10 protein-coding genes and 3 rRNA genes are annotated in these 15,078 nt (G+C 66.4%); 2 read left to right on the plus strand and 11 right to left on the minus strand.

Features of this window, described 5'->3' with window-relative positions; all coding sequences use genetic code 11:
- Positions 1–44: 44 nt before the first annotated feature.
- Genes OHT76_RS09730 through OHT76_RS09740 form a run of 3 tightly spaced genes read right to left on the minus strand, consistent with a single transcriptional unit; the run spans position 45 to position 2,048 of the window.
- Complete coding sequence (locus OHT76_RS09730; RefSeq protein WP_328870362.1) at positions 45–950, minus strand: NAD kinase; 906 nt, start codon at positions 948–950, stop codon at positions 45–47.
- Entirely contained in the window at positions 947–1,762 is an 816-nt protein-coding gene (locus OHT76_RS09735; protein ID WP_328870363.1) for a TlyA family RNA methyltransferase, read from the minus strand. The genes OHT76_RS09730 and OHT76_RS09735 overlap by 4 nt, the downstream gene beginning before the upstream one ends.
- A gap of 7 nt (positions 1,763–1,769) precedes the next feature.
- Positions 1,770–2,048, minus strand: a complete 279-nt coding sequence (locus tag OHT76_RS09740; RefSeq protein ID WP_328870364.1) for a hypothetical protein — start codon at positions 2,046–2,048, stop codon at positions 1,770–1,772.
- A 42-nt stretch (positions 2,049–2,090) separates the two neighbouring features.
- Between OHT76_RS09740 and OHT76_RS09745 the strand changes: the two genes are divergently transcribed.
- A complete protein-coding gene (locus OHT76_RS09745) occupies positions 2,091–2,438 on the plus strand; it encodes an SCP2 sterol-binding domain-containing protein (RefSeq protein ID WP_328870365.1) in 348 nt (115 codons plus the stop codon).
- Between the two features lie 5 nt (positions 2,439–2,443).
- Here the strand turns inward: OHT76_RS09745 and OHT76_RS09750 are convergent, their stop codons facing one another.
- The 4 genes from OHT76_RS09750 to OHT76_RS09765 form a co-directional block, all read right to left on the minus strand.
- Entirely contained in the window at positions 2,444–3,289 is an 846-nt protein-coding gene (locus OHT76_RS09750; RefSeq protein ID WP_328870366.1) for an ABC transporter ATP-binding protein, read from the minus strand.
- Entirely contained in the window at positions 3,286–4,323 is a 1,038-nt protein-coding gene (locus OHT76_RS09755; protein ID WP_328870367.1) for a FecCD family ABC transporter permease, read from the minus strand. The genes OHT76_RS09750 and OHT76_RS09755 overlap by 4 nt, the downstream gene beginning before the upstream one ends.
- Positions 4,320–5,363, minus strand: a complete 1,044-nt coding sequence (locus OHT76_RS09760) for a FecCD family ABC transporter permease (protein WP_328870368.1) — start codon at positions 5,361–5,363, stop codon at positions 4,320–4,322. Before OHT76_RS09760 ends, OHT76_RS09755 begins: the two co-directional genes overlap by 4 nt.
- A gap of 61 nt (positions 5,364–5,424) precedes the next feature.
- Entirely contained in the window at positions 5,425–6,453 is a 1,029-nt protein-coding gene (locus OHT76_RS09765; protein ID WP_328870369.1) for an HAD hydrolase-like protein, read from the minus strand.
- A 72-nt stretch (positions 6,454–6,525) separates the two neighbouring features.
- On the opposite strand from OHT76_RS09765, the gene OHT76_RS09770 reads away from it, so the two are divergent.
- The gene (locus tag OHT76_RS09770; protein ID WP_328870370.1) at positions 6,526–7,818 is read left to right on the plus strand and encodes a DUF1015 domain-containing protein; all 1,293 of its coding nucleotides are present in this window, start codon (positions 6,526–6,528) and stop codon (positions 7,816–7,818) included.
- Positions 7,819–7,874: 56 nt separating this feature from the next.
- On the opposite strand, the gene OHT76_RS09775 is transcribed toward OHT76_RS09770, so the two are convergent.
- The 4 genes from OHT76_RS09775 to OHT76_RS09790 all read right to left on the minus strand — a co-directional run bounded on the left by OHT76_RS09775 (position 7,875) and on the right by OHT76_RS09790 (position 15,069).
- Positions 7,875–8,591: a tetratricopeptide repeat protein gene (locus OHT76_RS09775; protein ID WP_328876490.1), complete on the minus strand. Its 717-nt coding sequence runs from the start codon at positions 8,589–8,591 to the stop codon at positions 7,875–7,877.
- A 1,305-nt stretch (positions 8,592–9,896) separates the two neighbouring features.
- Positions 9,897–10,013: ribosomal RNA gene (gene rrf, locus OHT76_RS09780) — 5S ribosomal RNA — on the minus strand.
- A gap of 104 nt (positions 10,014–10,117) precedes the next feature.
- Positions 10,118–13,240 (minus strand): 23S ribosomal RNA (locus OHT76_RS09785).
- A 303-nt stretch (positions 13,241–13,543) separates the two neighbouring features.
- Positions 13,544–15,069, minus strand: a 16S ribosomal RNA gene (locus OHT76_RS09790).
- The 16S, 23S and 5S rRNA genes sit together here, the layout of an rRNA operon.
- Positions 15,070–15,078 lie beyond the last annotated feature (9 nt).

The following is a 15,078-nucleotide window of genomic DNA, read 5'->3' on the forward strand; positions in this document are numbered from 1 at the left end:
CGCCGGGACGCGAGGCACCCTGTCACCCAGGGGAGTGGACGTAGCTAGTGCGGCGCCCCCCGCCACCCGGAAACAGGCAACGCGAACTTCGCCACAAGCCGATCCGTGAACGACGCATGATGCAGCCGAGCCAGCCGCACCGGCACAGCCCCCCGCCGCACCTCGACCCGCGCCCCCGGCGGCAGTTCCACAGTCCGGCGCCCGTCACACCACAGAACCCCGGGTTGAATATGAGGCAGCACCTCAACCGCCAACACGGAATCCGGCGAAGTGACCAACGGCTTCGCGAACAGCGCATGCGCGGAGATCGGCACCATCAGCAACGCCTCGACCTCGGGCCACACCACAGGCCCACCCGCCGAAAACGCATACGCCGTCGACCCGGTAGGCGTGGACAGCACAATCCCGTCACACCCGAACCCCGTCACCGGCCGACCGTCGATCTCCAGCACGACTTCCAGCAGCTTCTCGGCGCCGGCCTTCTGCACCGCCGCCTCGTTCAGCGCCCAGTCCGTGTGCACGATGTTGCCGTTCTGATGGACGACGACATCGACCGTCATCCGCTCCTCGACCTCGTACGCCTTGGTGACCACCCGGTCGACGACCTTGTCGAGATCGTCCCGCTCGGCCTCCGCGAGGAACCCGACCCGCCCCAGGTTCACTCCCAGCATCGGCACCCCGGACGCGCGTGCGAACTCGGCGCCGCGCAGCAGCGTCCCGTCACCGCCGAGCACGATCAGCAGCTCGCACCCGTCGAGGCACTGCGGAGTCGCCTCCTTGACCAGTTGCACCTCGGCCGGCAGCGGCAGGTCGGCCGCCTCGTACTCCAGCACCCGTACTCCGATGCCGGACCGCAGCAGCCCCTTCACCACCAGCTCGGCGCTGCGGATCGCCGCAGGCCGTCCGGTGTGGGCCAGCAGGAAAACAGTACGAGCTCGGTTCTGTGTCAACGCGGCCCCTCCGCCACTGCACGGTCAACGTCGGCCGGGTCCAGTTCCGGTGCCCCGGACCGCAGCCACAGAAAGTACTCAACATTCCCGGACGGCCCCGGCAACGGACTGGCGGTGACCCCCATCACCCCGAGTCCCAGCTCCCAGGCCCGGTGCGCCACACCCCGTACCGCCTCGGCCCGCAGTTCAGGACTGCGCACCACACCCCCGCTGCCCAGCCGCTCCTTGCCCACCTCGAACTGCGGCTTGACCATCATCACCAGGTCGGCGTCCGGCTTCACACACCGCACAAGGGCGGGCAGCACCAGTCCGAGCGGGATGAAGGACAGATCCCCCACGACAAGATCCACTGGCTCCCCATCGATCGCTTCGAGCGTCAACTCGCGTACGTTCGTACGGTCCTTGACGGTGACGCGTTCATCACTCTGAAGAGTCCAGGCGAGTTGCCCGTATCCGACGTCCACGGCGACGACATGCGCGGCCCCCGCCCGCAGCAGTACGTCCGTGAAGCCGCCGGTGGACGCCCCCGCGTCCAGCGCCCGCCGCCCCTTGACGACGAGCCCCTGCGGCACGAAGACCTCCAGCGCGCCGGCCAGCTTGTGGCCGCCCCGCGAGACGTACTCGGGATCGCTGTCGTCGGAGGTGACGACGATCGCGGCCGCGGTCTCCACCTGCGTGGCCGGCTTGGTCGCGACGGTCTTGCCGACGGTGACCCGCCCGGCGGCGATCAGCTGGCTGGCGTGCTCGCGCGAGCGCGCGAGCTTCCGCCGGACCAGCTCCGCGTCGAGACGGCGACGTGCGACTCCTGCCACGTTCGGTTCAGCTCCTACTTCCATACGCCGATGGGGGCGCCGGAGGTCCCGGGCGGGCGTCGAGCGCGGTGAGCGCGTCGCGCAGCCCCCGATGTACATCCTCGTACACCTCGACGTGTCCGTCCGTGGCGAGGTGGTCCGCGTCGGTGAGACGCTCCAGCTGGGCGTCGACGTCGGCGTTGCCGGTGGGCGTGCGAAGGACGTTCAGGGGGGCGGGAGCGGCGGGGTCGGCTTCCGGCTCCACCGCCTCCTGGAGAGTCTCCGTCTCCGGAACTGAGTCGCTCATGCCCAGACGCTACCCCGAAGCGCTGGGGTACCGTCGATCGCGATGGCCACGATCGAAGAGTGCCGCGCCGCACTTGAGAAGCTCTCGGACAACATGCAGCACGCCGAGGGGGACGTCCGCACGGCCGCCGCCCTGGACCGCTCGGTCAGCTGCCATATCACCGACCTGGACGTCACCTTTGTCGGCCGCCTCCAGGGCGGCCGGATCCATGTGCGCGACACCCTCCAGGGCCCGCCGCAGGAGAAGGCGCAGATAAGACTCGCCATGAGCGGCAACGACCTGGTCGCGCTGGTCGACGGCGAGCTGCACTTCGCCAAGGCCTGGGGTTCGGGCCGGGTGAAGGTGCACGCGGGCGTGCGCGACCTGCTCGTACTCAGGAAGATCCTTTAGCCTGCTCAGGCAGGAGTCTTCACCGTGCGCGCCTTGCGCGCGGCCGGCACCACCAGCGGTGTCCCCGTCTCCGGGTCGTCGATGATCTGGCAGCGCAGCCCGAAGACCTCCTCGACCAGCTCGGCCGTGACGATGTCGTTCGGCGCGCCCTCCGCGATGACCTCGCCGCCCTTGAGGGCGATGAGGTGGGTGGCGTACCGGGCCGCGTGGTTGAGGTCGTGCAGCACGGCGACGAGCGTGCGGCCCTGCTCCTCGTGCAGCTGAGCGCACAGGTCCAGTACGTCGATCTGGTGCTGGATGTCGAGGTAGGTGGTCGGCTCGTCGAGCAGAAGCAGCGGCGTCTGCTGGGCGAGCGCCATCGCGATCCACACGCGCTGCCGCTGGCCGCCGGAGAGTTCGTCGACATAGCGGTCGGCGAGCTCGGCGACCCCGGTCTGCCGCATCGACTCCTGGACGACCCGCTCGTCCTCGGTGGACCACTGGCGCAGGATGCCCTGGTGCGGGTAGCGGCCGCGGCCGACCAGGTCGGCGACGGTGATGCCGTCGGGCGCGATGGAGGACTGCGGCAGCAGACCGAGCGTCCGCGCGACCTTCTTCGCCGCCATCGACTGGATGACCTGTCCGTCCAGCAGCACCCGGCCCTGGCTCGGCTTGAGCATCCGGGACAGCGCCCGCAGGAGCGTGGACTTGCCGCAGGCGTTCGGGCCGACGATCACGGTGAAGGAGTTGTCGGGGATCTCCACCGACAACTGCTCGGCGATGACCCGCTGGTCGTAGGCCAGGGTGACGTTCTCGGCGGACAGGCGGTTCACAGTGCTCCTTCGGGTGTTCTTGTTCGCAGTGCCGCTCATATCCGGCCCGCCCTGCGCTCGGTGACCAGCAGCCACAGCAGATAGACGCCGCCGACCACGCCGGTGACCACACCCACGGGCATCTGGTCGGCGCCGAAGATGCGCTGCGAGACCCAGTCGGCGACGACCAGCAGGGCGGCGCCCATGCACAGGGACGGCAGCAGGTTGGGTCCCGGCGAGCGGGTCAGCCGCCGGGCCAGCTGGGGGGCGGTGAGCGCGACGAAGCTGACGGGGCCCGCTGCGGCCGTGGCGGCCGCGGTGAGCAGGACGGCGGAGATCATCAGCAGCGCCCGTACGCGCTCGACGCGCACCCCGAGCGCGTTGGAGACGTCGTCGCCCATCTCCATCATCCGCAGCCCCCGCGCGTTGCCGAGCACCAGCGGTACCAGCACGGCACACAGGGCGAGCAGCGGCCAGACCTGCGCCCAGTCCCGGCCGCTGAGGGAGCCGGTCATCCAGACGACCGAGCGGGCCGCGTCGACAATGTCGGACACGGTGAGCAGATAGCCGTTGACGGCGGTGAGGATCGCGGACATGCCGATACCGACAAGGACCAGTCGGTATCCGTGCACGCCCTGCTTCCAAGCGAGCAGATAGATGGCAAGTCCGGTCACCAGGCCGCCCACGAGCGCGCCGATCGTGACCTGGCTCGCGCTCCCGGAGAACAGCACGATCATGGTGAGCGCACCGGCCGTCGCGCCCTGTCCGAGGCCGAGGATGTCCGGGCTGCCCAGCGGATTGCGGGACACGGCCTGGAACAGTGCGCCGCCGAGCCCCAGCGAGGCCCCGACCAGCAGGGCGACCAGGACCCGCGGCAGCCGCAGCTCGTTGACGATGAACTCCTGCCCCGCATCGCCGTTCCCGGCCAGCGTCTTGATCACATCGCCCGCCGAGATGGGGAAGTCCCCGGTCCCGATCAGCACGACGCTCGCGGCGAACGCGGCAAGCAGCAGCAGGAGTACGACGGTCAGGGCACGGACGTCCAGCCGGACGGAGAGGCCGCCCGGGGTCCGCACAGCACGGTTGGTCTTCACAGCTGCGCCGTCCTCCGCCGTCGTACGAGCAGGATGAACACCGGACCGCCGATGATCGCGGTGATGATGCCGACCTGGACCTCCGAGGGCCGGGCGATGACCCGGCCGATGACATCGGCGCCCAGCAGCAGCACGGGCGACAGGATGCCCGCGTACGGCAGGATCCAGCGCAGGTCGGGTCCGGTGAAGGAGCGCACGACGTGCGGCACCATCAGGCCGACGAACACGATCGGGCCGCAGGCGGCGGTCGCAGCTCCGCACAGCACGGTGGCCGCGAGCATGGACAGCGCGCGGGTGCGGCTGAGATGGGCGCCGAGCGCCTTGGCGGTGTCGTCGCCCATGGACATGGCGTTCAACGGCCGGGCCAGCGCGAGCGCGAGGATCATGCCGATCACCAGGAACGGCAGGACCTGCTTGATGGTCGAGTCGGTCGCCGAGGACAGCGAACCCACCGTCCAGAAGCGCATCCGGCCGAGCGCCGCGTTGTCCGAGATCATCACGGCCTGGAGATAGCCGTAGAGCGCGGCGCTGATCGCGGTGCCCGCGAGCGCCAGCCGCACCGGCGTGGCCCCCCGGCTGCCGCCGAGGAACCAGACCAGCGCCCCGACGGCGGCCGCGCCGAAGAACGCGAACCAGATGTAGCCGCTCATCGAGGTCACGCCGAAAAACGTGATGGCGGTGACGACCGCGGCAGAGGCACCGGCGTTGATGCCGAGCAGTCCGGGATCGGCCAGCGGATTGCGGGTGAGAGCCTGCAGGACGGCCCCCGCGAGGCCGAGCGCGGCACCGGCGAGCAGCCCCAGTACGGTCCGGGCGACCCGCTCGTCGACGACGACGTCGCCGTACGTCCCCGTGTCCTGGAACAGGCCGTGCCAGACCTGTGCCAGGGAGAGGTCCTTCGCTCCGATCGCGATGCTCGTCAGCGCGACGAGCACCAGGATCATGGCGGAGACAAGAAGCCCAAGGGAACGTATCGCCCGGCGGGTTGGGGGCGCGGGGGCGGTTTCCGCGCGCTGTTCTGGGGGACTGTCGACCAACACGCAGTTAGGTTAGCCTACCCTCGCATCTGTTCTCGATGCCGAGTCGGCATCGAACGAGGGCTCACAAACCCAGCCGGGCCAGCGCCTTCCCCGCGTCCAGCGCGCACGAACCCTCCCCGGCCGCCGTCCAGGCCGCCGCACACAGCGCGCGCAGCCCGTCCAGCGTCTCGCCGTCACCGTCCAACTCCAGCCGGTCCGCACCGGCCGTCGCGATCCAGCCACCGCAGCGGAAGCCGTCGCCCTCCTCGGAGACCTCCGGCTGCCCGGTGAGCAACCCCCGCAGATCGGCGTCCACATACGTCGGCCGGTGCTGCGGCGGCGCCGCGAGCAACTGGGCGCCGTCGGTGACGCCGGTGAGCACCAGCAGCGAATCGACCTCGCCGTTGAACGCCCCCTCGATGTCCGTGTCCAGACGGTCCCCCACCACCAACGGCCGCTCGGCGCCGGTGCGCAGAATCGTCTCCCGGTGCATGGGAGGCAGCGGCTTGCCGGCCACCTGCGGTTCGGCACCGGTGGCGATCCGTACGACCTCCACCGCCGCGCCGTTGCCCGGCGCGATCCCGCGCGCGCTGGGAATCGTCAGGTCGGTGTTGGACGCGAACCACGGCACCCCACGCGCGATGGCGTACGACGCCTCCGCGAACCGCCCCCACGCCAAGTCCGGCCCGCCGTACCCCTGCACGACCGCCACCGGATCGTCCTCCGCCGACTCCACGGGTACGAGCCCCCGCTCCCGCAGCGCCACCCGCAGCCCCTCACCACCGATGACCAGCACCCGCGAGCCCGCAGGCACCTGCTCACTGATGAGCCGCGCGACCGCCTGCGCCGAGGTGATGACATCGTCGGCATCCGTCGGTATGCCCAGCTCGGTGAGATGCCCGGCGACGGTGTCGGGGGTCCGCAGGGCGTTGTTGGTGACGTACGCCAGATGCATCCCGCCCGCCCGAGCCGTGGCCAGCGACTCGACCGCGTGCACGATCGCGTTCCCGCCCGCGTACACCACGCCGTCCAGATCGAGCAGCGCCGTGTCGTACGCCTCGCTCAGGGCCCGGCCACTGCCCTCCGGCCTCGTCCTGACGCTCTGGCTCATTCCGCATCGCTCCTCGTTCGACGGCTTTCCCCCGATCATCGCGCATGCCACTGACACACGTACGATGCCGGGATGAACTCAGCAGGTCACTCGGAAGCAAAGGCGCGCCGAGGCCTCGAACTCACCCCGTTCAGAGGCCTTCGCTACGACCCCGACCGGGTCGGCAGTCTCGCCGCCGTGACGTCCCCGCCGTACGACGTCGTCGTCCGCCCCGACGGCCTGCACCACCTTCAGTCAGCCGACCCGCACAACATCGTCCGCCTGATCCTCCCGCAGGACGGCACCCCCAGCAGCCGCAACGAACAGGCCGCCCAGACCCTGCGCCGCTGGCTCTCCGAGGGCGTCCTGACCGCCGACGACGAACCCGGCCTGTACGTCTACGAACAGAGCGACCAAAGCGGCCTGCTCCAGCGCGGTGTCATCGGCGCCCTGCGCCTGTCGGAGCCCTCGGAACATGTGGTCCTGCCCCATGAGGACGTCATGCCGCATGTGGTCGCCGACCGAGCGGCTCTGATGCGCGCCACCTCGGCGAACCTGGAACCCCTCCTGCTCACCTATCGGGGCAACGGCTCGGCCGCCGACACCTCCGCCGTACTCGAGCGCATCATCGAGCAGCCCCCGCTGCTCGCCACCACCACCGAGGACGGCTTCCACCACCGCCTGTGGGCCATCACCGCCCCCGAGGACCTGACCCGCATCCAGTCCGACCTCGCCCGCCACCAGGCCCTCATCGCCGACGGCCACCACCGCTGGGCGACCTACCGCCGCCTGCGCGCCGAGCACGCCTCCCCGAGCCCCTGGGACTACGGCCTGGTCCTCCTGGTCGACACGGCCCGCTACCCCCTGCGCGTCCGCGCCATCCACCGCCTCCTGCACGGAGTGCCCGTGACGGACGCCGTGGCAGCCCTGGAGGGCCTCTTCCGCGTCCAGCGCCTGGAGGTCCCCCTCGCCGAGGCCCTGGACGCCTTGGCCGACGCGGCCCACGGAGGCAACGCCTTCCTGCTCGCCGGCGACGGCGCCTTCCACCTCGTCGACCAGCCGGACCCGACCCTCCTGGCCCGCACGATCCCCGCCGACCGCCCGTCGGCCTGGCGCACCCTGGACGCCACGGTCCTGCACGCCACACTCCTCGACCACGTCTGGCACATCCCCGAGGACGACCCCACCCGCATCGCCTACATCCACGACACGGCGGCCACCGTCCGCAAGGCGGAACGCGACGGCGGTACGGCCGTACTGATGCACCCGGTCCGCGAGGAGGTCGTCCGCGACCTGGCCCGCCAGGGCGTCACGATGCCCCGCAAGTCGACGTCGTTCGGCCCGAAGCCGGCCTCTGGCCTGGTCCTGCGCGCACTGGACCTGTAAACGGGAAAGGGGCGGACCCCAAACTGGGATCCGCCCCTTTTTCTTCCTTGTCCGGCCTACTCCTTGTCGGAGGCGTCCGGCGTCTCGTCCTCATCGCCAAGGGCGTCGACGAACTCGACACCGTCCAGCTCCGCGAGCCGGTCAGAGGCATTCGTGCTGCCGTCCTTGTCGGACTCCACGGCCTTCGCGAACCACTCCCGCGCCTCGCTCTCCCGCCCGGCCGCCAGCAGCGCGTCGGCATAGGCGTACCGCAACCGCGCGGTCCACGGCTGTACGGCGCTGGAGGCCAGCTCGGGGCTCTGCAGCGTCACGATGGCCGCGTCCAGCTGCCCCATGTCACGCCGGGCGCCGGCCGCGACGAGCCTCATCTCCACCTGCCCGGCCTTGTCCAGCTTGTGCACCTCGGGCGCCCCGGCCATGTCCAGCGCCTTCTCCGGCCGCCCGAGCCCACGCTCACAGTCGGCCATCAGCGGCCACAGATCCACGGTCCCGGTCATCCGCCGCGCGGCCCGGAACTCGGCAAGCGCCTCGGAGTACTTCTGGCTCGCGTACGCGGCGAACCCGGCGGCCTCTCGTACGGCGGCGACACGCGACGCGAGACGCAGGGCCACCTTGGCGTAGCCGTACGCGCCCTCGGGGTCCTCGTCGATGAGCCGCGCGACCATCACCAGGTTCTTGGCGACATCCTCGGCGAGCGTCTTGGGCAGGCTCTGCAGCTCCTGCCGTACGTCCTTGTCGATCTCGTCGCCCGTGACGTCCTCGGGGATCGGCAGCCGCTTGATCGGCTCACGGTCCCGGTCGCGGTCGTCGCGGCCACGGAAGCCGCCACGGTCGCTGTCACGGCGGTCGTACCCACCACCACGCCGGTCGTCGCGCCCGCCACGGTCATCGCGCCCACGGAACCCACCCGGACGGCCACCGCGGTCGTCCCGACGGGGGCCACGGCTGCCGCGGTCGTCACGACCACCACGGTCGTCGCGGCCACGGAAACCGCCACGGTCGTCGTCACGACGGGGGGCAGGGCGCTCGTCACGGCGGTCATCGCGGCGGAAGCCACCGCGGTCGCCGCCGCGCTCAGGGCGGTCACCACGGTCGCCGCGGTCATCGCGGCGGAAGCCACGGTCCCGGTCGCCGCCACGGAAGCCGCCACGGTCGTCGCGGCCTCGGTCGTCACGACGGAAGCCGCCGCGGTCGTCACGTCCGCGGTCATCGCGGCGGAAGCCGCCACGGTCGTCGTCACGACGGGGGGCAGGGCGCTCGTCACGGCGGTCATCACGACGGACGGCAGGGCGGTCGTCACGACGGCCATAGCCGCCGCGGTCGCGGTCATCGCCACGGCGGTCGTCACGCCGGCCGTAACCGGCACCGCGGTTGTCGTCACGGCGGAAGCCGGGGCGGTTGCCACCGTCGCCACGGTCATCGCGACGGAACGCGGGGCGGTCACCACGGTCATCACGGCGGGGTGCGGGACGGTCGCCACGGTCATCGCGGCGGAAGCCGGGGCGATCGCCACGGTCATCACGGCGGGGGGCGGGGCGGTCACCACGGTCGTCGCGGCCTCGGTAGCCGCCACGGTCGTCGCGCCCGCGGTCGTCACGGCGCGGCCCGCCCTGACGGTCGTCACGGCGGAACGGCGGACGGGGGCCGCGGTCACCCTCGCGGCGGTCATCACGGCGGCCGTAGCCACCGCCACGGTTGTCATCCCGACCGCCGCCACGGTTGTCGTCACGTCGGAAGCCGCCGCGGTCACCGCGGTCATCGCCTCGACGGTCATCACGACGGTCGTCCCGCCGGTCGTCAGGGCGGCCGTAACCAGCACGGTCACCGCCCCGGCCGCCATCACGGCGGTCGTCCCGGCGGTCATCGCGGCGGAAGCCGCCACGGTCGTCGCGGCCTCGGTAGCCGCCACGGTCTCCGCGGTCCCCACTGTCCCGTCGCCGCTGGTCGCGCTCCGGTCGGTCGTCGGGAGAGTTGGTGGACATGGGTGACTCCTGTCTTCGGTACCACAAGCATTGTAAAAACAAAAGGACCCCTGGTCCCAGCTGAACGCTGGGGACCAGGGGTCCTTCCCAAAGATTGTTCGGCGGCGACCTACTCTCCCACAGGGTCCCCCCTGCAGTACCATCGGCGCTGTGAGGCTTAGCTTCCGGGTTCGGAATGTAACCGGGCGTTTCCCTCACGCTATGACCACCGAAACCCTAATGGTTTCGAGCGAACAAGCACACTTTTCTGTTATGCGTTCTGCTCAAAGCCGACAACGGTCGTTGTCTCAGAACTAACACAGTGGACGCGAGCAACTGAGGACAAGCCCTCGGCCTATTAGTACCGGTCAACTCCACACGTTACCGTGCTTCCATATCCGGCCTATCAACCCAGTCGTCTACTGGGAGCCTTACCCTCTCAAGGAGGTGGGAATACTCATCTCGAAGCAGGCTTCCCGCTTAGATGCTTTCAGCGGTTATCCCTCCCGAACGTAGCCAACCAGCCATGCCCTTGGCAGGACAACTGGCACACCAGAGGTTCGTCCGTCCCGGTCCTCTCGTACTAGGGACAGCCCTTCTCAATATTCCTACGCGCACAGCGGATAGGGACCGAACTGTCTCACGACGTTCTAAACCCAGCTCGCGTACCGCTTTAATGGGCGAACAGCCCAACCCTTGGGACCGACTCCAGCCCCAGGATGCGACGAGCCGACATCGAGGTGCCAAACCATCCCGTCGATATGGACTCTTGGGGAAGATCAGCCTGTTATCCCCGGGGTACCTTTTATCCGTTGAGCGACGGCGCTTCCACAAGCCACCGCCGGATCACTAGTCCCGACTTTCGTCCCTGCTCGACCCGTCGGTCTCACAGTCAAGCTCCCTTGTGCACTTACACTCAACACCTGATTGCCAACCAGGCTGAGGGAACCTTTGGGCGCCTCCGTTACTCTTTAGGAGGCAACCGCCCCAGTTAAACTACCCATCAGACACTGTCCCTGATCCGGATCACGGACCCAGGTTAGACATCCAGCACGACCAGACTGGTATTTCAACGACGACTCCCCCTGAACTGGCGTCCAGAGTTCACAGTCTCCCAGCTATCCTACACAAGCCGAACCGAACACCAATATCAAACTGTAGTAAAGGTCCCGGGGTCTTTCCGTCCTGCTGCGCGAAACGAGCATCTTTACTCGTAGTGCAATTTCACCGGGCCTATGGTTGAGACAGTCGAGAAGTCGTTACGCCATTCGTGCAGGTCGGAACTTACCCGACAAGGAATTTCGCTACCTTAGGATGGTTATAGTTACCACCGCCGTTTACTGGCGCTTAAGTTCTCAGCTTCGCCACCCCGAAGAGTGACTAACCGGTCCCCTTAACGTTCCAGCACCGGGCAGGCGTCAGTCCGTATACATCGCCTTACGGCTTCGCACGGACCTGTGTTTTTAGTAAACAGTCGCTTCTCGCTGGTCTCTGCGGCCACCCCCAGCTCGAGGAGCAAGTCCTCTCACCGAGCGTGGCCCCCCTTCTCCCGAAGTTACGGGGGCATTTTGCCGAGTTCCTTAACCATAGTTCACCCGAACGCCTCGGTATTCTCTACCTGACCACCTGAGTCGGTTTAGGGTACGGGCCGCCATGAAACTCGCTAGAGGCTTTTCTCGACAGCATAGGATCATCCACTTCACCACAATCGGCTCGGCATCAGGTCTCAGCCTTGATGTGCGACGGATTTGCCTATCGCACGGCCTACACCCTTACCCCGGGACAACCACCGCCCGGGCTGGACTACCTTCCTGCGTCACCCCATCACTCACCTACTGCAAGTCTGGTCCGTCGGCTCCACCACTCCCCTTTGCCCGAAGGCTCCGGGGCGGCTTCACGGACTTAGCATCGCCTGGTTCAGTGTTTGACGCTTCACAGCGGGTACCGGAATATCAACCGGTTATCCATCGACTACGCCTGTCGGCCTCGCCTTAGGTCCCGACTTACCCTGGGCAGATCAGCTTGACCCAGGAACCCTTAGTCAATCGGCGCACACGTTTCTCACGTGTGTATCGCTACTCATGCCTGCATTCTCACTCGTGAACCGTCCACCACTGCCTTCCGGCGCGGCTTCACCCGGCACACGACGCTCCCCTACCCATCCATACAGGCGTTGGCCCTATTGTATGAATGACACGACTTCGGCGGTACGCTTGAGCCCCGCTACATTGTCGGCGCGGAATCACTAGACCAGTGAGCTATTACGCACTCTTTCAAGGGTGGCTGCTTCTAAGCCAACCTCCTGGTTGTCTGTGCGACTCCACATCCTTTCCCACTTAGCGTACGCTTAGGGGCCTTAGTCGATGCTCTGGGCTGTTTCCCTCTCGACCATGGAGCTTATCCCCCACAGTCTCACTGCCGCGCTCTCACTTACCGGCATTCGGAGTTTGGCTAAGGTCAGTAACCCGGTAGGGCCCATCGCCTATCCAGTGCTCTACCTCCGGCAAGAAACACACGACGCTGCACCTAAATGCATTTCGGGGAGAACCAGCTATCACGGAGTTTGATTGGCCTTTCACCCCTAACCACAGGTCATCCCCCAGGTTTTCAACCCTGGTGGGTTCGGTCCTCCACGAAGTCTTACCTCCGCTTCAACCTGCCCATGGCTAGATCACTCCGCTTCGGGTCTTGAGCGCGCTACTATACCGCCCTATTCGGACTCGCTTTCGCTACGGCTTCCCCACACGGGTTAACCTCGCAACACACCGCAAACTCGCAGGCTCATTCTTCAAAAGGCACGCAGTCACGAGACACCAAGCAAGCTTGATGTCCGACGCTCCCACGGCTTGTAGGCACACGGTTTCAGGTACTATTTCACTCCGCTCCCGCGGTACTTTTCACCATTCCCTCACGGTACTATCCGCTATCGGTCACCAGGGAATATTTAGGCTTAGCGGGTGGTCCCGCCAGATTCACACGGGATTTCTCGGGCCCCGTGCTACTTGGGTGTCTCTCAAGCAAGCCGCTGATGTTTCGACTACGGGGGTCTTACCCTCTACGCCGGGCCTTTCGCATGCCCTTCGCCTACATCAACGGTTTCTGACTCGCCTCACAGCCGGCAGACTGTGAAAGAGAGATCCCACAACCCCGTATGCGCAACCCCTGCCGGGTCTCACACGCATACGGTTTGGCCTCATCCGGTTTCGCTCGCCACTACTCCCGGAATCACGGTTGTTTTCTCTTCCTGCGGGTACTGAGATGTTTCACTTCCCCGCGTTCCCTCCACATACCCTATGTGTTCAGGTATGGGTGACAGCCCATGACGACTGCCGGGTTTCCCCATTCGGAAACCCCCGGATCAAAGCCTGGTTGACGACTCCCCGGGGACTATCGTGGCCTCCCACGTCCTTCATCGGTTCCTGGTGCCAAGGCATCCACCGTGCGCCCTTAAAAACTTGGCCACAGATGCTCGCGTCCACTGTGCAGTTCTCAAACAACGACCAGCCACCCATCACCCCGAACCCATACGGTCCGAGTGCACTGGGGCCGGCGACTGAGGAAAAACCATTCCCTCAGACACCCAACAACGTGCCCGGCGCACTCCCCGCTCCCCTCAACGTTCCACGCTCCGAAGAGCAGTACTAGAAGGAGAAGACGATCAAGTGTGCCGAATAGTCAACGTTCCACCCATGAGCAACCAGCATCAGACATTCGCCGATGTACTGGCCTCTGACCAACCGAAGTTGGTGAGAAGTGCTCCTTAGAAAGGAGGTGATCCAGCCGCACCTTCCGGTACGGCTACCTTGTTACGACTTCGTCCCAATCGCCAGTCCCACCTTCGACAGCTCCCTCCCACAAGGGGTTGGGCCACCGGCTTCGGGTGTTACCGACTTTCGTGACGTGACGGGCGGTGTGTACAAGGCCCGGGAACGTATTCACCGCAGCAATGCTGATCTGCGATTACTAGCAACTCCGACTTCATGGGGTCGAGTTGCAGACCCCAATCCGAACTGAGACCGGCTTTTTGAGATTCGCTCCACCTCACGGTTTCGCAGCTCATTGTACCGGCCATTGTAGCACGTGTGCAGCCCAAGACATAAGGGGCATGATGACTTGACGTCGTCCCCACCTTCCTCCGAGTTGACCCCGGCGGTCTCCTGTGAGTCCCCATCACCCCGAAGGGCATGCTGGCAACACAGGACAAGGGTTGCGCTCGTTGCGGGACTTAACCCAACATCTCACGACACGAGCTGACGACAGCCATGCACCACCTGTACACCGACCACAAGGGGGGCACTATCTCTAATGCTTTCCGGTGTATGTCAAGCCTTGGTAAGGTTCTTCGCGTTGCGTCGAATTAAGCCACATGCTCCGCTGCTTGTGCGGGCCCCCGTCAATTCCTTTGAGTTTTAGCCTTGCGGCCGTACTCCCCAGGCGGGGAACTTAATGCGTTAGCTGCGGCACCGACGACGTGGAATGTCGCCAACACCTAGTTCCCACCGTTTACGGCGTGGACTACCAGGGTATCTAATCCTGTTCGCTCCCCACGCTTTCGCTCCTCAGCGTCAGTAATGGCCCAGAGATCCGCCTTCGCCACCGGTGTTCCTCCTGATATCTGCGCATTTCACCGCTACACCAGGAATTCCGATCTCCCCTACCACACTCTAGCTAGCCCGTATCGACTGCAGACCCGGGGTTAAGCCCCGGGCTTTCACAATCGACGTGACAAGCCGCCTACGAGCTCTTTACGCCCAATAATTCCGGACAACGCTTGCGCCCTACGTATTACCGCGGCTGCTGGCACGTAGTTAGCCGGCGCTTCTTCTGCAGGTACCGTCACTTTCGCTTCTTCCCTGCTGAAAGAGGTTTACAACCCGAAGGCCGTCATCCCTCACGCGGCGTCGCTGCATCAGGCTTTCGCCCATTGTGCAATATTCCCCACTGCTGCCTCCCGTAGGAGTCTGGGCCGTGTCTCAGTCCCAGTGTGGCCGGTCGCCCTCTCAGGCCGGCTACCCGTCGTCGCCTTGGTGAGCCATTACCTCACCAACAAGCTGATAGGCCGCGGGCTCATCCTTCACCGCCGGAGCTTTTAACCCCCGCCCATGCAGGCAGGAGTGTTATCCGGTATTAGACCCCGTTTCCAGGGCTTGTCCCAGAGTGAAGGGCAGATTGCCCACGTGTTACTCACCCGTTCGCCACTAATCCCCACCGAAGTGGTTCATCGTTCGACTTGCATGTGTTAAGCACGCCGCCAGCGTTCGTCCTGAGCCAGGATCAAACTCTCCGTGAATGTTTACCG

It is taken from the genome of Streptomyces sp. NBC_00287, assembly GCF_036173105.1.
Taxonomy (GTDB): domain Bacteria; phylum Actinomycetota; class Actinomycetes; order Streptomycetales; family Streptomycetaceae; genus Streptomyces.